This window comes from Catellatospora aurea (genome assembly GCF_042663325.1).
In the GTDB taxonomy this organism is placed as follows: Bacteria; Actinomycetota; Actinomycetes; order Mycobacteriales; family Micromonosporaceae; genus Catellatospora; species Catellatospora aurea.
Window position 1 is genome coordinate 12680 of the sequence record NZ_JBHTAC010000028.1, and the last position, 18947, is coordinate 31626.

11 protein-coding genes are annotated in these 18947 nt (G+C 70.5%); 5 read left to right on the forward strand and 6 right to left on the reverse strand.

The annotated features are described in order from the left end of the window. Both ACFQO7_RS24315 and ACFQO7_RS24320 read left to right on the forward strand, forming a co-directional pair. Positions 1 to 303 carry an L-rhamnose mutarotase gene (locus ACFQO7_RS24315; protein WP_360527143.1) on the forward strand — a complete coding sequence of 101 codons (303 nt, stop codon included), beginning with the start codon at positions 1 to 3 and terminating at the stop codon, positions 301 to 303. Between the two features lie 35 nt (positions 304 to 338). Further along, positions 339 to 1310, forward strand: a complete 972-nt coding sequence (locus ACFQO7_RS24320; RefSeq protein WP_376808525.1) for an aldo/keto reductase — start codon at positions 339 to 341, stop codon at positions 1308 to 1310. An 83-nt stretch (positions 1311 to 1393) separates the two neighbouring features. Here the strand turns inward: ACFQO7_RS24320 and ACFQO7_RS24325 are convergent, their stop codons facing one another. After that, positions 1394 to 3700, reverse strand: coding sequence for an RICIN domain-containing protein (locus ACFQO7_RS24325; protein ID WP_376808526.1), 2307 nt, complete (start codon positions 3698 to 3700; stop codon positions 1394 to 1396). 366 nt (positions 3701 to 4066) lie between these two features. Then, entirely contained in the window at positions 4067 to 5839 is a 1773-nt protein-coding gene (locus tag ACFQO7_RS24330) for a family 43 glycosylhydrolase (protein WP_376808578.1), read from the reverse strand. 708 nt (positions 5840 to 6547) lie between these two features. Between ACFQO7_RS24330 and ACFQO7_RS24335 the strand changes: the two genes are divergently transcribed. The 3 genes from ACFQO7_RS24335 to ACFQO7_RS24345 all read left to right on the forward strand — a co-directional run bounded on the left by ACFQO7_RS24335 (position 6548) and on the right by ACFQO7_RS24345 (position 15186). After that, positions 6548 to 9418 carry a PQQ-dependent sugar dehydrogenase gene (locus ACFQO7_RS24335; RefSeq protein WP_376808527.1) on the forward strand — a complete coding sequence of 957 codons (2871 nt, stop codon included), beginning with the start codon at positions 6548 to 6550 and terminating at the stop codon, positions 9416 to 9418. Positions 9419 to 9458: 40 nt separating this feature from the next. After that, a complete protein-coding gene (locus ACFQO7_RS24340) occupies positions 9459 to 10979 on the forward strand; it encodes an arabinofuranosidase catalytic domain-containing protein (protein WP_376808528.1) in 1521 nt (506 codons plus the stop codon). Positions 10980 to 11307: 328 nt separating this feature from the next. After that, positions 11308 to 15186 (forward strand): ThuA domain-containing protein, encoded by a 3879-nt coding sequence (locus ACFQO7_RS24345; protein WP_376808529.1) that lies wholly within the window; start codon positions 11308 to 11310, stop codon positions 15184 to 15186. Positions 15187 to 15251: 65 nt separating this feature from the next. On the opposite strand, the gene ACFQO7_RS24350 is transcribed toward ACFQO7_RS24345, so the two are convergent. The 4 genes from ACFQO7_RS24350 to ACFQO7_RS24365 form a co-directional block, all read right to left on the reverse strand. After that, positions 15252 to 15605, reverse strand: a complete 354-nt coding sequence (locus tag ACFQO7_RS24350; RefSeq protein ID WP_376808530.1) for a hypothetical protein — start codon at positions 15603 to 15605, stop codon at positions 15252 to 15254. Positions 15606 to 15648: 43 nt separating this feature from the next. Next, complete coding sequence (locus ACFQO7_RS24355; protein WP_376808531.1) at positions 15649 to 16308, reverse strand: hypothetical protein; 660 nt, start codon at positions 16306 to 16308, stop codon at positions 15649 to 15651. A gap of 120 nt (positions 16309 to 16428) precedes the next feature. Continuing rightward, entirely contained in the window at positions 16429 to 18102 is a 1674-nt protein-coding gene (locus ACFQO7_RS24360) for a copper resistance CopC/CopD family protein (protein WP_376808532.1), read from the reverse strand. Further along, a complete protein-coding gene (locus ACFQO7_RS24365; protein ID WP_376808533.1) occupies positions 18099 to 18869 on the reverse strand; it encodes a YcnI family copper-binding membrane protein in 771 nt (256 codons plus the stop codon). The genes ACFQO7_RS24360 and ACFQO7_RS24365 overlap by 4 nt, the downstream gene beginning before the upstream one ends. Between the last annotated feature and the right edge of the window lie 78 nt (positions 18870 to 18947).

Consider the following 18947-nt stretch of genomic DNA (forward strand, 5'->3'; position numbering starts at 1 on the left):
ATGCAGGTGATCGCACTGCACACGCGGCTCAGGCCCGGCCTGGAGGCCGAGTATGAACGCATCCACGCCAAACTCTCACCCGAGCACGAGCAGGCGCTGCGCGACAGCGGGGTCCACTCGTGGCACATCTGGCGCGACGGGCTCGACCTGTTCCACACCGTGGTGTGCGACGACTGGGACGGCATGGAGACCGCGATGGCGAAACTGGAGCTGACCGAACGCTGGCACCAGGTCATCCACCCGATGCTGGACATGACGGTGTCCCAGCGCGGACCGCTGCCCCTCGTGTGGCAACTGCCCTGACCAGCCGACCTCGACCGGAACCAAGAGGAGTCGCCGTGAACCCGCCCGCCGCCGTGATGCCCACCCGGCCGCTCGGCCGCACCGGCCTGAACGTGTCCACGCTCGGGTTCGGCGCGGCCGGGATCGGCAACCTCGGCTACGCCGGATCCGACCTCGCCGCCGCGCGGGCCGTGGACGTCGCGTGGGAGGCGGGGATCCGGCACTTCGACACCGCGCCCCACTACGGGCTCGGCCTGTCCGAGCGGCGGCTGGGCGCGGCACTGCGTGCCCACCCGCGCGACGCCTACGTCCTGTCCACCAAGGTCGGGCGGCTGCTGCGCCCGCATCCCGCGCCGACCGGCTCGGATCTGGCGGCCGGCGGCTTCGACGTCCCCGATGACCTGGTGCGCGTATGGGACTTCACCGCCGCCGGCGTCGCCCGCAGCATCGAGGAGAGCCTGACCAGGCTGGGCGTCGACCGTATCGACATCGTCTACGTCCACGACCCCGACGACGCCGTCGACGAGGCGGTCAGCCAGGCGATTCCAGCCCTGATCGCGCTACGCGAGCAGGGTGTGATCCGCGCTGTCGGCGTCGGCATGAACCAGTGGCAGGCGCCGCTGCGCATGGTCCTGGAGACCGACCTCGACGTCGTCATGCTGGCGGGCCGGTACACCCTGCTCGACCGGTCGGGCGAGCACCTGCTCGACGAGTGCGAGCGCAGGGGAGTGGCCGTGGTCGCGGCCGCGCCCTTCAACTCGGGCATCCTTGCCAGGCCATGGCCCGTCGAGGGCGGCAACTTCAACTACGCGCCGGCATCGGACCGGGTGCTCTGGCAGGCTCGCCGGCTCGCCGAGACGTGCCGGGAGCACGAGACCGCGCTGCCCGTCGCCGCGCTGCAGTTCCCCCTGCGCCACCCCGCTGTGGCGGCGGTCGTCTCCGGCATGAGATCGGCCGAGCACGTCGATGCCGCCGTGGCAGGAATGCGGACGCCGGTGCCGGCCGGTCTGTGGCAGGCGGCGGGCTGATCCGCTCGCACCGGAACACGTTCGGCGGGGTCCAGACGTCCACGTCTGGACCCGCCGAACGTGTCATGCAGTGCGCTCGCCGATCAGCTGCGCAGGGTCCACTGCTGGTTCGTGCCGCCGTGGCAGCCCCACAGGTGCAGCAGCGTCCCGTTGGCGGTGGCGTTGCCGCTCGCGTCCACGCACAGGTTCGACTGCACGCCGGTGATCGTGCCGTTGGAGTTGACGTTCCACTGCTGGTTGGCCTGCCCGTTGCAGTCCCAGATGACCAGGCGGGTGCCGTTGGTGGTGCCCTGGCCGGTGGCGTCCAGGCACTTGTTGCCGTATACCGTCAGCTGCTTGCTCGCGGTATAGGTCCACCGCTGGCCCGTGCCGCCCGCGCAGTCCCACAACTGCACCTGGGTGCCGTTGGCAGAGCTGGCGTTCGGCACGTCGACGCAGCGTCCCGACTGTCCGCCGACGATGGTGACGCCCTGCTGGGCTCCGGTCTGCACGCCCGCCGACGCCATGACCGCGCGTGCCGCCGTCGGCCAGTTCCCGCCGCTGACGACCACGGTGCCGGTGTTGGTGTTGCCCCGCGACCCGCTGGTGATGTTGGTGTTGGTGCTGGTGGTCCAGTTGTTGGTCAGGGTCAGGTTGCCGGTGTTGTTGTTGGCCCAGTGCTGCCCGTACGCCCACTGGCCGATGTTGTCGAACACGTTGTTCGACGCCGTCAGATAACGCGCCCCCTCGTCGAAGTAAAGCCCGAGCCAGCCGTTGGTGTTGCGGAACCAGTTCTGGCTGATCGTCGAGCCCGGCAGCGCGGACAGCGCGTAGAACGCCGCGCCGTCGGTCATCTGGCGCATGACGTCGTGGACGTGGTTGGCCTGCACGCGGTAGTTCGCCGCGATCGTCGCGGTCGTGTACCGGGGCTGGTAGTTGTAGAGCCCGCGGTCGATGTAGTCCTGGGAGCCGCCGGCGTCGTTGGCGCCCCAGCCGTAGCCGATCGAGATGCCGGTGTAGGGCAGGTTGTAGACCTCGTTGTTGGTCATGGCCGAGTCGGCGGCGTAGGTGATGAGCAGCCCGACGTGGCTGCGGTAGTCGATGGCCACGTCGTGGACGGAGTTGTTGCTGTAGACGATGTCGCGGTTGACCATCCGGGAGTCGCTGGGGTGGTGCGCGTCGGCCTGCACGCCGCCGGCGATGACGGCGCCGGCCGCGATCTGCTCGAAGGTGTTGCCGATCACGTCGATGTCGGCCGCGCCGAGGCCGACGCCGGTGGCGTGGGCGTTGGCGTCGTTGCCGATGCCGAGCCCGACCTGGCCGAGGCTGGTGAACCGGTTGCCGGTGAACCTGATCGCGTTCGCGGCCGACACCTGCACCGCCGCGGGCATCTGACGCCAGTTGGGCCGGGTCGCCTCGAACTGCGGGCAGCCCGACTGGCACGAACTCAGCCAGTTCGACGGCCGGGACCAGGTGCCGTAGATGTACGCGCCGGTCTGCTGGTCGGCGTAGCCCTGGCTGCTGTTGGGCTGCAGCCAGCTGGTGTACGAGAACTGCAGGCCGGAGAAGGACAGGTGGTGGGCCGGCGCCGCGTAGGTGCCGCCCACCCGCAGCAGCGACTCCAGCCGCGGCAGCTGCACGTCGGCGGTGGCCATGTTCTCGCCGCTCAGCGGCTTGTAGTAGAGCTGACCGGCGGAGGTGTCCAGATACCACTCGCCGGCGGCGTCGAGGAACTCCCGCGCGTTGACCAGGTACATCGGCCCGGCCCGGAACGGGCTGCTCAGCGTGTCGTAGCCGAAGGTGTTGTTGCTCCAGGCAGGCTGTTCCATGGTGATCGTGTTGCCGCTGATCGACTGCACCGGCACGTACCGGTCGGTGAACGAGTTCACCGACTCCAGCTCGACGCGGTCCTCGGCGGCGACGTTGTTCAGATACGACAGCGCGCTGCTGGTGAACGTCATGCCACTGGTCGTCATGGTGAAGTCGCCGCGGTTGACCTGTGTGCGGGCCCGAGTCGCGATGCGGCCGTTGACGTAGAGCTGGCGGGTGTCGAAACCGGCGCTCGCGGCGGCGCGCCAGATGTTCTGCGCGGCGTCCACCTGCGTCCAGCCCGTGACCCGCTGTCCGCCGGAGATGACCGGCTGGGCGCCCGACGCGGCCTGCCAGAACACGGTGTAACCGTTGGCGCCGGAGTCAGCGGACGTGAACGTCAGCGGTGCGGAAAGGGCATAGGTGCCGCCGGCGAGCTGGACCACGATGTCGCCGCTCATCGTCGGCGCGAGGCCGCGCACCGACGACTGGGCCTGGGTCAGCGAGCACGGTTGCGCCGTGGAGCACGCCGTGCCGGATCCGGTGGGGGACACGTAGAGGGTCGTCATGACCGCGGCCGTCGCCGGAGTGGCGGCCAGCATCGACGCGGCGACGATGAGAGCGGCGCAGAGAGATGTCAGTCGGGATCGGTGTTTCGTCTGTCGTCGGGCGTGGCGGAGTGCAGAAGCCACAGTGGCGTCCTTCCACGAGTTGAGCCGCCGGCGGGGGCACGGCAGGCAGCGGTGAGCCGTCATCAGCGGGAAACGCTGGCGTAACCGATGGCGTGCATCACATCACATGTATGACGTCATAGCAATATTGAGGTCGATGGGAGCCGGGGCGTGTGGAGTGGGGATGCGCGACAGCGCGAGCCGCGGGCGTCTTTCCGGTGCCCGCGGCGCGCCGTCTCGTCCGAACCGGCCGGTGGACCGCCACCGGCCGGTTCGGTGACCGTCAGGGCAGGACGGTCACTGGAAGGACGCGTCGTCGAGGTAGTAGCCGTCGGTGCCCGCGGCCGTCTCGACGTAGAGGCTCGCGCCCGTCAGGGTTCCGGTCCAGGAGACGGTGGCGGTGCCGGTCAGCTGGGTCCAGCCGCTGGAGTTGACCGTCGCGGCCGGGGTGAGCTGCACGTAACTCGTCGAGCCGTTGGCGGTCACGGCGAGGGTGACCTTCGCCGACGGGGTGCCGCTCTGGGTGCGTACCCAGACGCTGGTGGTGTAGCTCTTGCCGTTGACGAGCTTACCGGTGACGTCCTGGCGGATGCCGTTCCACGACGCGGTGCGGCCGGTGAGCAGCAGCGACCGGCTACCGCCGTGCACCACCGACGTGTTCGAGGCCAGGGTGCCGCTGCCGAACACCGCCCACCCGGTCGTGCCCGACTCCGTGTCGCCGTTGGTCAGCTGGTTGCCGCTGGAGGAGCCGCCGCCGAACTGCCACCAGTTCACGTTGAACAGGCCACCGCCGCTGCCGGTGAACCGCAGGTACAGGTCACGGGTGCCGGTCGCCCCGGACACCGCGCAGGTGACCGACGCCCAGGTCTGGTAACCGCCCGTGCCGGACACCCCGCACGTTCCCACGACAGGGCCGCTGGTGCTGTCCAGCCGCAGCTCGATGTTGCCACCCGCCCCGGCGGAGGCGACCCGGGCGGTGAAGGAGGTCGCGCCGGAGCCGAAGGCGACGCCCTTGACCTTGATGTAGTCGCCGTTGTCGATCCAGCCGACGTCGAGGGTGCCCTCGCTGGCGGGCTCGGTCTCGACGCCGCTCTCCCAGGCGATGGTCTCGGCCTCCTGGCGCACGTACGGGTTGAGGGTGCCGATCTGCGGTGCGCCGGAGCTCGTCATGTTGATCGTCGGGATGGTGCCGTTGCTGTTGTAGGTGAACTTCTCGACCGCGACCGACCGGGCGTAGCCGCCACCGCCGGGCAGCGCGCCGTTGTGGTAGAAGAAGTACGAGCCGCCGCTGAAGTCGATGACGCCGGCGTGGTTGGTGAAGCTGGAGCCCTGGCGCGGCATGACGGTCCCGCGGTAGGTCCACGGCCCGGTCGGGCCCGTCGCGGTGGAGTAGCCGATGAACTCCGAGCAGCATTCGGCCGCGAACACGTTGTAGTACAGGCCGTTGCGCTTGTAGACCCAGGGGCCTTCCTCGTACAGCGTCGGGCGGTTGGCGTTGCCGGTGCGGGTGCCGTAGCCGCTGGTGGTCAGCGGGATCTGGGTCGGGCTGCCCGAGTACGAGATCATGTCGGTGTTCAGCCGGACGTACCACAGGCGCGGGTTGCCCCAGTACAGGTAGGCCTGGCCGTCGTCGTCGATGAGCACGTTGGGGTCGATCTCGCCGTTCTCCACCAGTGGCCGGCCGAGGGCGTCGGTGAAGGGGCCGGTGGGGCTGCTGGACACGCCCACGCCGATGGCCATGCCGCCGGTCGCCCGGTTCTTCACCGGGACGTACCAGTAGAACTTGCCGTTGCGGTAGGCGACGTGCCCGGCCCAGGCGTCGGCGCTGGCCCAGCTGAAGGTGGACAGGTTCATCGGCACGCCGTGGTCGGTCCAGTTCACCATGTCCGCCGACGAGTAGACCCGCCACTCCTTCATCGTGAAGTAGGTGGACCCGTCCTCGTCGTGGCCGGTGTACAGGTACACCCGGCCGTTGTGGACCAGCGGGGCGGGATCGGCGGTGTAGATCGTCTGGACGATCGGGTTGTCCGCGTCGGCGCCGGCCGGCGCGAGCGTGAGCGCGAGCAGCACGCCGACGCCGGCGGCGGCGAGCCGTCGCAGGCCGTGCCGGGTCCGTGGGTGTGTCACGAGGTCTCCTTCGGAAGTCGCCGACCCCGGGCGACGTCCTGTCCGGAAACGTGCTCAGCGACGCCCGGCCGCCGCGTGCGCGAGGCCGCGGCGGGGGAGGACTACGCCGGAGGTCGACTTGTCTGCGGAACGTGAAGTGCGCTGTATGACGTCTGAGCACGCCGCACACCTGGCCCGGTCGCCTGAGGTGCGCGATCGGTGCCCTGCCAGCCGTTGCGGATGAAGGTGCCGACCATCCCGCGGTCAGTCGAATGTGAACGATAACAGGGCTTGAGTCAAGATGTGACGAAGAGGTTTCGCGTGTGCGCAGGTCAGGTGGACCCTCCACAGCAGATCCGATCAACTGGAGAAGATCGATGCATGCAGGTGGGTTGACAAGCATGATGTGACCGATAACATCGACCGAGCCGACTTCCTGATAACACGTCATATGACCTGGCCGTCACCAGCATGTGACAGCGAGATCAGCAGGTTCGGCAACTTGTTTCGTCGAGGGTGTACCGGCGGCGCGGGACCCATCGACCGGCGATCCGTGACGGCTCCATTCCGCCGTCATGGGTCGCCACCTGTCGGGCGCGGCGGGCCGGCAGGAGCATCTCCGCCACGGCGGCTCGTGCCCGCCCTGGCCTTCACTCGTCAGGAAGGGTCCACATGTCCACCAGGGACGGCCTCCCCCCGCACCGCGCCAGACGATGGTTTCCCGCAGCGCTGACGCTGCTGCTGGCCACGTCCGGCGCCACCGCCATCCTCGCCACCGCCCCCGCGGAGCTAGGCGGCCCCGCGCCGGCGCAGGCGCACACCATTGTCAGTACCGACTACCAGCAGGTCACCCTCGCCAAGGGAGTGTCCGAGATGGGCGAGCCGATGACGCTCGCCGTGCTGCCCGACCGCTCGGTCCTGCACACCGCCCGCAACGGCACGCTGCGCCGCACCGACGCGTCCGGCAACACGGCCGTGGTCGGCACCATCTCGGTCTACAGCCATGACGAGGAGGGCCTGCAGGGCGTCGGGGTCGACCCCAACTTCGCCAGCAACCGGTTCATCTACCTGTACTACGCCCCGCCGCTGTCGACCCCGAGCGGCGACGCGCCCAGCACCGGCAGCAACTGGTCGGCGTGGCAGGGCGTCAACCGGCTGTCCCGGTTCACGCTGAACTCCGACTTCACCGTCAACCAGTCCAGCAAGGTCGACATCCTGGACGTCGCCGCGGACCGGGGCATCTGCTGCCACACCGGCGGCGACATCGACTTCGACGCGGCGGGCAACCTGTACCTGTCCACCGGCGACGACACCAACCCGTTCGAGTCCGCCGGGTTCGCCCCGCTCGACGAGCGCACCAACCGCAACCCCGCCTACGACGCCCAGCGCTCCGCGGCCAACACCAACGACCTGCGCGGCAAGATCCTGCGGATCAAGGTGAACGCGAACGGGTCGTACTCCATCCCCGACGGCAACATGTTCGTCGACTCCGACAGCCGGACCCGGCCCGAGATCTACGCGATGGGTTTCCGCAACCCGTTCCGGATCAGCGTCGACAAGGCCACCGGCGTGGTCTACGTCGGCGACTACGGCCCGGACTCCGGCAGCACCACCAGCCGCGGCCCGAGCGGGCAGGTCGAGTTCAACCGGGTCACCGGGCCGGGTTTCTACGGCTGGCCGTACTGCACCGGCGCCAACAGCTCCAGCGAGACCTACGCCGAGTGGGACTTCGCGAGTAACAGCGCCGGATCGAAGTACAACTGCAGCGGCGGCCCGACCAACAACAGCTTCCGCAACACCGGCCTGCCCACCCTGCCGGCGGCCAAGACGGCCTGGATCCGGTACGCTGGCGACTCGGGAAGTCCGTCGGAGTTCGGCAGTGGCTCGGAGTCGCCGATGGGCGGCCCCGTCTACCGCTACGACGCCTCATCGTCGTCGAGCACCAAGTTCCCGCAGGGTTTCGACGGGCAGTTCTTCGCCGGCGAGTTCGGCCGGGGCTGGGTCAAGCCGATCCACGTCAACTCCGACGGCAGCCGCGGCAACATCGAGACGTTCCCGTGGAACGGCAAGCAGGTCATGGACATGGCCTTCGGGCCCGACGGCGCGCTGTACGTGCTGGACTACGGCACCGGCTACTACAACGGCGACGCCAACTCGGCGCTGTACCGCTACGACTACGTGGGCAGCGGCAACCGGGCCCCGACCGCCGTGGCCGGCGCCGATCGGACCTCCGGCGCGGCCCCGCTGACGGTCAACTTCTCCTCGTCGGGATCGTCGGACCCCGAGGGCGGGACGCTGACCTACTCCTGGGCGTTCGGCGACGGCACGACCTCCACGTCCGCCAACCCGAGCAAGACCTACAGCGCCAACGGCACGTACAACGCCACGCTGACGGTCCGTGACCCGCAGGGCGCGACCGGCTCGGCGAGCGTGCAGATCGGTGTCGGCAACACCGCTCCGACGGTCACCATCAACAGCCCCGCCAACGGGCAGCTGTTCAGCTTCGGGGAGAGCGTGCCGTTCAGCATCACGGTGTCCGACCCCGAGGACGGCACCATCGACTGCACCAGGGTCAAGATGACCTACGTGCTCGGCCACGACAGCCACGGCCACCAGATCACCTCGCAGAACGGCTGCAGCGGGTCGATCGCGGTCCCCGTCGACGGCGAGCACGACGACGCCGCGAACATCTTCGGGGTCTTCGACGCCGAGTACACCGACGCGGGCGGCCTGACCACGCACACCCAGCACACCCTGCAGCCGCGCAAGCGCCAGGCCGAGCACTTCAAGACCTCGTCCGGGGTCGCCACCTTCGACAAGAGCGCCGCCGAGGGCGGCAAGACCGTCGGTGACATCAACAACGGGGACTGGATCGCGTTCCAGCCGTACCGGATCAGCAACGTGACCGGCTTCAGCGCCCGCGTCTCCTCGGCGGGCAGCGGCGGCACGCTGCAGATCCGGGCCGGCTCGGCCACCGGCACCGTGCTCGGCTCGGCGACCGTGCCGGTCACCGGCGGGTGGGAAACCTTCGCCACCGTCACCGGCTCGATCACCAGCCCGCCGAGCGGCACCACCACCCTGTACCTGACCTTCGCCGGGTCGGGCACCGGGTTCCTGTACGACGTCGACTCGTTCACCCTGGCCACCGGCACCCCCTCCACGGGCACAGGTCCGGTCAAGGGCCTGGCGGGCAAGTGCCTGGACGTGCGCGGCGGGGCGACCGCCGACGGCACGCAGATCCAGCTGTACACGTGCAACGGCGGCGCCCCGCAGACGTGGACGGTGTCGGGTTCGACGCTGCGGGCGCTGGGCAAGTGCCTGGACGTCAGCGGGGGCGGGACCGCCAACGGCACGAAGATCCAGCTGTGGACGTGCACCGGCGGCGCGGCGCAGAACTGGACCTACCAGTCGTCGGACCAGACGCTGCGCAACCCGCAGTCGGGCAAGTGCCTGGACGTGTCCGGCAACAACTCCGCCGACGGCACCGTCGTGGCCCTGTGGACGTGCAACGGCGGCAACAACCAGAAGTGGACCCTGCCCTGATGCGGCCCCGATCCGTACCCGAGCTGTGTGAGGTGACCCGATGGTTCAGCTGAGCAGAGGCCGCTCCCGGTGGGCGGCGGCCGCCACCCTGGCCCTGGCCCTGGTGTCGGCGGGCGCGGTAGTCGCCGTGCAGGCCGAAGTCGCGCAGGCGGCGACGGTCGGCACGCCCACCCGGATCGTCGGCGGCCCGTCCGGCCGTTGCCTGGAGGTGCCCAACTCCAGCACCAGCAACGGCCTGCAGACCCAGCTGTGGGACTGCAACAACTCCGCCGGCCAGGCCTGGACACTGACCACGTCGGGCCAGCTGACGGTCTACGGCAACAAGTGCCTCGACGCCTCCGGGCGGGGCACCGCCAACGGCACGCAGGTCATCATCTGGGACTGCAACGGCCAGAACAACCAGCAGTGGAACGTCAACACCAACGGCACCATCACCGGGGTCCAGTCGGGCCTGTGCCTGGACGCCAACGCCGCGGCGACCGCCAACGGCACGAAGATCCTGCTCTGGGCCTGCCACGGCGGGGCCAACCAGCAGTGGGCGCAGTCGGTCCCGGGCTCGCCGAGCCCGACCCCGACGACCTCGGCGCCCCCCCCGGGCGGCGGCCCGTGCGACATCTACGGTGCGGGCGGCACGCCCTGCATCGCGGCGCACAGCACCACCCGGGCCCTGTACCAGGCCTACAGCGGCAACCTGTACCAGGTCAGGCGTGCCTCGGACAGCACCACCCGCAACATCGGCGTGCTGAGCACCGGCGGTGTCGCCAACGCGGCGGCGCAGGACTCGTTCTGCGCCAACACCACCTGCGTCATCACGGTGCTGTTCGACCAGTCCGGGCGCGGCAACGACCTGTGGTACCAGGGCTCCAGCGTGGTCCCCGGGTCACCGCAGAGCCGTCCGGCCGTGGCGACGACCGAGTCGCTGACGGTCGGCGGCAGCAAGGCCTACTCGCTGTACATCAACCCCGGCAACAGCTACTGGCGCGACGGCCACCTGACCGGTGTCCCGACCGGCAGCGCGCCCGAGGGCATGTACATGGTCACCAGCGGCACCCACGTCAACAGCGGCTGCTGCTTCGACTACGGCAACAGCGAGACCACCCGCAAGGCCGACGCGGCCGGCGCCATGGACGCGATCTACTTCGGCACGAGCTGCTGGTTCGGCGGCTGCTCCGGCTCCGGACCCTGGGTGCAGGCCGATCTCGAATGGGGCCTGTTCCCGGGCGGCAGCAGCACCTGGAACCCGAACCAGCGGGCGTTCACCAGCAAGTTCGTCACGGCGACGCTGAAGAACAACGGCGTCTCGCGATTCGCGATCAAGGGCAGCAACGCCCAGTCGGGCAGCCTGTACACGCTGTGGGACGGCGCGCTCCCCAGCGGGTACAGCCCGATGAAGAAGCAGGGCGCCATCGTGCTCGGCAGCGGCGGTGACTGCTGCAAGCCCGACGGCGGAGCCAACGCCAGTGCGGGCACGTTCTACGAGGGGGCGATGGTCGCGGGCTACCCGTCCGACGCGGTCGAGAACGCCGTCCAGGCGAACATCGTCGCGGCGGGCTACCGGTGACCTGACCGGCCGCCGGCCCTGACCGCACCGGTGGTGCCGCCGCGATCCAGCGGCGGCACCACCGGCATGTCCGACCCCCGACGTCGGCAGCCAGTGGCTCCACCGTGGACGGTCGGCACGGGATGAGCCTTCACAACGGCGGGGGAGTCTGCTTAACTGTCTCCACCTCGGCCGGAGAGCGCTCTCCCGTGTGGCCGGGGTAGAAGGAGGTGAATGCTCGCACGCTCCACTGAGGCCCACCGTGTCACGGTGCGGCTGACAGCTCACCGACAGACGTGATCGGCGCACGTCTTCATTGTTCTCTCTACCCGAGAGGTGCATACCGATCATGTTCCTTCGCAGAGTGCTGCTCTGTGCCGCCGTCGTGCTGGCCGGGGTCGGCTTCAACGTCCCCCCTGCGCAGGCCGCTCCCGACTTCTCAGTGCTGGTCTTCAGTAAGACGGCAGGGTTCCGACACGACTCGATCCCGGTGGGCATCACCGCGATCCAGCAGCTCGGCACGGCCAACAACTTCGCCGTCGAGGCGACCGAGGACGCCACCCAGATCAACGACACCAACCTGGCCCGCTTCAAAGCCGTGATCTGGCTGTCCACCACCGGCGACGTGCTCGACGCCACCCAGCAGGCCGCGTTCGAGCGCTACGTGCGCGCGGGCGGCGGGTACGTCGGCGTGCACGCCGCGTCCGACACCGAGTACGACTGGGCCTGGTACGGCAGCCTGGTCGGCGCGTACTTCGCCAGCCACCCGGCGATCCAGCCGGTCACGGTGCGCATCGAGGACACGGCCCACCCGTCCACGGCCGGCCTGCCGGCGAACTGGAACCGCACCGACGAGCTCTACAACTACCGCACCAACCCTCGTGCGTCGGTGCACGTGCTGGCCAACCTGGACGAGTCCACCTACACCGGCGGCAGCATGGGGGCCGATCACCCGATCTCGTGGTGCCGCGCCTACGACGGCGGCCGCTCCTGGTACACCGGCCTCGGCCACACCCAGGAGAGCTTCAACGAGGCCAACTTCCGCACCCACCTGCTCGGCGGCATCCGGTACGCGGCCCAGGGCACCGGCAGCTGCACGGTCGGGACCCCGCCCGTCGGCACGTTCAGCCAGGTGACGCTGGCCAAGGGCGTGGCCGAGACCGGCGAGCCGATGGGCCTGACGGTGCTGCCGAACCGGGGTGTGCTGCACACCTCCCGCGACGGCGTCGTCCGGTACACCGACGTCAACGGCAACACCAAGGTCGCGATGACCCTGCAGGTGTACACCCATGACGAGGAGGGCCTGCAGAGCATCAAGGCCGACCCGAACTTCGCCGCCAACCGGTGGGTGTACCTCTACTACGCGCCCCCGCTGAGCACCCCCGGCGGCGACGCCCCGGCGACCGGCACGGCGGCGCAGTTCGCCCCGTTCAACGGCTCCAACAAGCTGGCCCGGTTCACCGTCCGCGACGACAACACCATCGACCCGGCGTCGCAGGTCACCATCCTCGACGTGCCGACCAGCCGCGGGCAGTGCTGCCACGTCGGCGGTGACATCGACTTCGACGCGGCCGGCAACCTGTACCTGTCCACCGGCGACGACACCAACCCGTTCGACTCCGGCGGCTCCGCGCCGATCGACGAGCGCGCCGACCGCAACCCGGCCTTCGACGCGCAGCGCACCGCGAGCAACAGCAACGACCTGCGCGGCAAGGTGCTGAGGATCAAGCCGGGAGCGACCGGCGGCTACACCATCCCGGCCGGCAACATGTTCGCGCCGGGCACGCCCAACACCAGGCCCGAGGTGTACGCCATGGGCTTCCGCAACCCGTTCCGGATGAGCGTCGACAAGGCCACCGGCGTCGTCTACCTGGGCGACTACGGCCCCGACGGCGGCGCCGACCCGAACCGCGGACCCGCGGGCACGGTGTCGTTCGAGCGGATCACGGCACCGGGCAATTTCGGCTGGCCGTACTGCTCCAACTACAACACCCCCTACCACGAGTACACGTTCCCCAGCGGACCGTCGACCGGCCTGTTCAACTGCGCCGGCGGTCCGACGAACAACTCGCGCAACAACACGGGCATCACCACCCTCCCGCCGTCGCAGGCCGCGTGGCTGCCGTACGGCGGGGCGGGACCCTGGCGGCCCGAGCTGGGCGGCGGCGGCCCGATGGGCGGCCCGGTCTACCAGTTCAACTCGGCGCTGGTCTCCGACGTGAAGTGGCCGGCCTCGTACAACGGCAAGGTCATGCTCGGCGAGTTCACCAGCCGCTGGATCAAGGCGGCGACGATCAACGCCAACGGCACGGCCGGCGCGATCGACTCCGTGCCGTGGTCCGGCACCGCGATCATGGACATGGAGTTCGGGCCGGACGGCGCCCTGTACGTGCTCGACTACGGCACGACCTGGTTCGGCGGCGACGCCAACTCGGCCGTCTACCGCATCGAGTACAACAGCGGCGGCAACCGGGCGCCGATCGCGCAGGCGTCGGCGAACCCGTCCACCGGGGCCGCGCCGCTCACCGTGCAGTTCAGCTCGGCGGGCAGCAACGACCCCGACGGTGACGCCATCACCTACGCCTGGGACTTCACCAGCAACGGCAGCACCGACTCGACCGCGGCCAACCCGACGTTCACCTACGCGGCCAACGGCGAATACACCGCGACGCTGACGGTGCGCGACACCGGCGGCAAGATCTCGACGGCCAGCATCGTCGTCGGCGTCGGCCGGCCCGGAATCCAGATCATCGTGCCCGGCAACGGCACGGTGTTCCAGTTCGGCGACCTGGTGCCCTACGAGATCCGGGTCACCGACCCGAACGTCGGCACCGTGGACTGCAACCGGGTCGTGCTCAACTACGTCCTCGGCCACGACAGCCACGGACACCCCATCACCAGCAAGACCGGCTGCACCGGCTCGATCCAGACCACGGTCGACGGTGAGCACGACGCGGCCGCGAACATCTTCGGGGTGCTCGCCGCGGTCTACACCCCGCCGACCGGCGTCGCCGTCCAGGCCCAGCACCAGCTGCAGCCCCGGACCCGGCAGGCCGAGCACTACAGCACCATGAACGGTGTCACGATCGCCGCCAAGGCGAGCGCGCACGGCGGCAACGCCGTCGGCTACATCGAGAACGGCGACTGGATCTCGTTCACGCCCTACAACCTGACCGGCGTCACCGGGTTCAAGGCGCGGGTCGCCTCGGCCGGCGTCGGCGGCACGCTGACCGTGCGGGCCGGCTCGCCCACCGGCACGGTCGTGTCGACGGTGGCCGTCGCCCCGACCGGCGGCTGGGAGACCTGGGTCGACGTCACCGGCACGGTGACCGTGCCCAGCGGAACCCAGCAGCTGTACCTGGTGTTCACCGGCGCGGCCACCGGCTCGCTGTTCGACATCGACGACTTCACGTTCACCGCCGGCGGCACCCAGCCGCCGACCGGCACGAACCTGGCGTTGAACCGTCCCGCAACGGCGTCGAGTGTCGAGGGCGCCTACACGGCGGCGGCGGCGGTGGACGGTTCGCTGACCACCCGGTGGGGCAGCGCGTTCGCCGATCCGCAGTGGATCCAGGTCGACCTGGGTCAGTCGTACGCGATCAACCGGGTGAAGCTCACCTGGGAGGCGGCGTACGGTTCGGCGTACCAGATCCAGACGTCGACCGACGGCACGACCTGGACGACGGCGCGTTCGGTCACCGGTGGTGACGGCGGCGTCGACGACAACACCGGGCTCACCGCCACCGGCCGGTACGTGCGGATCAACGGCACGGCCCGCGGCACCGCGTGGGGCTACTCGCTGTTCGAGTTCGAGGTGTACGGCGACAGCGGCACGCCGCCGACGACGACCAACCTCGCGCTGAACAAGCCCGCCACCGCGTCCAGCGTGGAAGGCGCGTTCGTGGCCACGGCGGCGGTGGACGGTTCGCTGACGACTCGGTGGGGCAGCGCGTTCGCCGATCCGCAGTGGATCCAGGTGGATCTCGGTCAGTCGTACGCGATCAACCGGGTGAAGCTCACCTGGGAGGCGGCGTACGGTTCGGCGTACCAGATCCAGACCTCGGCCAACGGTACGACCTGGACCACGGTGCGCTCGGTGACCGGCGGCAACGGCGGCGTCGACGACAACACGGCGCTCGGGGCCACCGGCCGGTACGTGCGGATCAACGGCACGGCCCGGGGCACCGCGTACGGGTACTCGCTGTTCGAGTTCGAGGTCTACAGCTGACCGCGTAGGCCCGGCAGGTAGCCGGGCGCGGCGGGCCGTGCAGGTCCGCCGCGCCCGGTCCGCCGTCAGGCGGGGGTGCCGGCGAAGTCGTAGGGCAGCGGGGGAATCCGGTCGATGAGGGTGCGCACCGCCTGGGTGATCAGAATCCGGTCGTAGGTCAGCACGGCCTCATACCGCGGCTCGTCGGGAGAGACCGGCTCATCGGCGCGGGCGATGAACCCGGCGGCGAAGTAGTTGCCGATGACGATGACGGCCTGCTCGCCCGCCAGCGGGTCGTCCGCGGGCACGGCGACGCCGTGCACGCCCGGCGCGGGCCGAGGCGGCAGGTCCGGGCCGTACGCGGTGACGGTGACGCCGCGACGCGCGATGTGGCCGTACGCCATGCGGGTCTGGTCGTCGAGCTGCCCCGGCGGCACCACCGTGAACAGAATCGCCGCTGAACCGGCCCGGCCGGGCCGACCGTCACTTGCCGGTGCCCTCCGGCAGGCCGTCGCCGGCCATCAGCCCGTCGACGCCGGTGGTGTTCAGGTAGACGTGCTGGTGGCCGTTGCCCGCGTCGACGTTGATCTGGTCGAGCTGCGTCGCCGCCACCGACCAGGCCGCCACCGCCAGCTCGCGCTGTCGCCCCGCCGCCGCCACCACCGGCGCGCGCGAAGACTCGGGCAGGGCCTGCGCCGCGGCCAGCGTGTCCACCGCGGCGGCCAGCTGCTCGACCGCGTTGCGCAGCGAACCCCGGGCGACGTTGGTGGCCGTCGTCCCCGACACGGTCGTGGCATACCAGGCGAGTTCCGGCCCCATCGCCTGCTTCCACTGCGCGAGTTGCTTGTCGTCGACCTTGCCGGGTTCGGCGAGTCCTTCGACGATCGGCGTGATCACGCCGGCGGTGGCTCGCGCGCGCGTGGTGAGCTCGCCGATCTGGGTCTTGTCCCGGCTGGCCTCCTGCTCCCGCAGCTGCTCCACCGCGCTGTCCGCGGCCCCCGGCGCGGCGGTCTGCGTCCCGATCAACACCCCGACCAGCACCGCCACCGCCAACCCGGCCAGGATCCGCAGCACCTGCGCGGGCGGACGGCCGGGCGACCCGGGGGGCCTGGTGTAGGACGGCTTACCGGTCTTACGTGACATCGGACGCTCCTTGGCGAAGGCAGGACAGGTCACCGATCGTCGCCGCACGATCATCCGCGACGACAGTAGCGACGGTGACGGTCGGCGTCCATACCCGGTCGCGGTCCCGGCGCGGCGGGCTCATCCTCCGACGACGAACTCCAGCTCACCCACCGGGTTGGCGAACTGGCTGACCCGCAGCGACACCTGCATCCGCCACGTCGCGGCCACCGGGAGCATGACCTGCGCCGTGTAGAAGCCTGCCGACACCTGGGTCAGCGGGATGTCGCCGAGCGCCGCCCCGTCCGAGGTCAGCCGGACCACCGGCGGTGCGACACCCTCGGTGGGTTCACCGGCCGCCGTGCTCAGCCGCAGGGTGATGGTGTTGGAGCCGCGCGTGAGCGGCGTGAGCGACGCCCGCACCGTGATGTCGCCCAGTGTCGTCGTATGGCTGTCGGGATTGGCCTGCGCCGAGGCGCTCGCGGGCCGGGTGCCGCCCTCGGGGCTCGTGTCCACGAGGAAGCCGGTGACGATCAGGACGACGGCGAGGATCGCGCCCTCGATCACGGTGGCTCGTACCACCGGTAGGGAGTGTGTTTGCCGGCCGGTCCTGTTCGCCGCCCGCTGCAGCCGCGGCAGCAGCGACCACCTGTTCCACGCCGCGATGGCGACAGCCGCCAGCACGAGGGCGATCTTCGCCAGCACCAGCCGGCCGTAGCCGGTGTCGACCAGACCTGTCCAGGATCCGAGGATCCGCCAGGCGAGCAGCGAGCCGGTGGCGACCAGGGCCGCCAGGACGCCGCCGGCGGCGGTGGAGAACCGGGCGAGCGTCTCGGCCGCGGCGGTGCCGTGACCGGACAGGGCCGGCAGGGTCAGGGCCAGGCCGGCGAGTCCGCCGAGCCAGATGCCGCCCGCGAGCAGGTGCAGCGCGTCCGCGCCGATGACGAGAAGTTCGGGGCTCGCCGCGCGGGTGTGCCCGACCAGCGCGGGGGCCGTGACCGCGAGCGCTGCGGCCGCCGCCGCGGTGAGCCGTCGCCGACGCGATGCCGACGCGGGACCGAGCAGGGCCACGGCCAGTGCCAGTCCACCGACGACGGTCGCGGCGACCGCGTACTCGGTCGGCGGCAGCGAGGACCACGTCGCTGCCTCGCCGAGCAGCGCCGGTCCGCCGCCGAGCAGGTAGATCACGGTGATGGGCAACGTGGCGAGCCAGGCCGTTGCGGCGACGGCCGCTGCCGTGCGGGCGAGGGCGGCCAGGCGGCGGCGTGGGCGATCGACGCCGTCGGCGGGCAGGAACAGGGCGGCGAACACGACGAGCCCGGTGGCGAGCAGCAGGCCCGCGTAGCCCACGACGCGGACCAGGGTCAGCGTCCAGGGGACCTCCGGGATGCTGTTCTGGTCGCTCGGCGGGGGAGTGGTGACAGGGCTGGGCGCGCCGACGGAGAAGGTGAGCGCGCCGCTGATGGGATGCCCGTCGTCGGAGACGACCCGCCAGGTGATCACCGTTGTGCCGTTGCCCAGGGGCGCCGTCAGCACGACTGCGAGCTCGCGGCCCTCGACGGTCGGCGTCGCGGCCACCGGCTCGCCCTGCGGACCGAAGACCTGGACACCGCCCGGGACGCCGCGTACGGCCTCGTCGAACGTGAACAGGATCCGGTCGGGTGCGGTCTGCAGCACCGCGCCCTCGGCCGGGTCGGTGCTGGTGAGGTTCGCGTGGGCGTACGCCGGCCGGGGGAGGCCGAGCAGGATCGCGGGTACGAAGACCAGGATCAGCAGCGCCGTCGCCCGGCCGCGTCGCGTCCGCCGGTCGATCATGGCTGGCGGCGCTGTCGGACGAGCGCCAGACCGCCGAGGACCGAGCCGAGGAGGCCGGCCGCCAGGGCGGCGATCGTCAACGCGCGGTCGGTCGTCGGCGCGGGCCCTGCGTCGGCGGAGTGGGTGGCGTGCTCCTCGCCGGTGCCCGGGTGGTGGGCCGTGCCCCCGGCGGGTTCGGAGGTGACGAAGCTCGGGGCGGGCAACTGGAGCTCTTGGACGTCCTGTCCGTCCTGCGCGACCTCGATCCAGGCGGATTCGCCCTGCGCGCAGGTCTGGATGGTCGGGAAGACGAGTTTGGTGCCCGCGGCCTGCGGCAGCTGGACCGTGAGTTCGAAGACCTCGCGGTAGCCGTCCGGGAGCGGGGACTGCGTGCTGAAGGTGACCGAGGCGACCCGTTGCACGATCTTGTTGCCGTGGGCGTCGACTGCGGGCGGGTCGACCGTCTCGGTCTGCTTGGCGATGGTCCACAGTGCCGTCCGGGTGGGGGTCACCGAGGTGATCTGCGCCGGGATCTGGATCATGATCTTGGTGGTGGGCGAGTCCCCGCAGCCGTGCCCGACGCTGAACTGCAGCACGGCGTGGGCGCCGGCCGCGGTCGTGGACGGGGTGACGGTGACGTGGGCGCTCGCCGGTGACGCGAAACCGAACGCGCCGGCGATCAGCGCGGCGGCACCGGTCTGCGCGATGCGCCGGGCCCGCGTCCGAGCCGGACGGCGGTCGTGCCGGTCGGCCCGGCGCTGTGCGGATCCGATGTCATAACGCGGCATGTCGCATCCTCGCGCCGGTGGGACGAGTCGGCTCGCCGGTGTGCGGTCCGCCGAGGGGGGGGTCGCATGATTCGACCA

Coding starts and splice junctions, on each gene's coding strand:
- ACFQO7_RS24355 (WP_376808531.1), bottom strand. CDS start 16,308: ATGTCACGTAAGACCGGTAAGCCGTCCTACACCAGGCCCCCCGGGTCG.
- ACFQO7_RS24335 (WP_376808527.1), top strand. CDS start 6,548: ATGTCCACCAGGGACGGCCTCCCCCCGCACCGCGCCAGACGATGGTTT.
- ACFQO7_RS24325 (WP_376808526.1), bottom strand. CDS start 3,700: ATGCTGGCCGCCACTCCGGCGACGGCCGCGGTCATGACGACCCTCTAC.
- ACFQO7_RS24315 (WP_360527143.1), top strand. CDS start 1: ATGCAGGTGATCGCACTGCACACGCGGCTCAGGCCCGGCCTGGAGGCC.
- ACFQO7_RS24360 (WP_376808532.1), bottom strand. CDS start 18,102: ATGATCGACCGGCGGACGCGACGCGGCCGGGCGACGGCGCTGCTGATC.
- ACFQO7_RS24345 (WP_376808529.1), top strand. CDS start 11,308: ATGTTCCTTCGCAGAGTGCTGCTCTGTGCCGCCGTCGTGCTGGCCGGG.
- ACFQO7_RS24365 (WP_376808533.1), bottom strand. CDS start 18,869: ATGCCGCGTTATGACATCGGATCCGCACAGCGCCGGGCCGACCGGCAC.
- ACFQO7_RS24340 (WP_376808528.1), top strand. CDS start 9,459: ATGGTTCAGCTGAGCAGAGGCCGCTCCCGGTGGGCGGCGGCCGCCACC.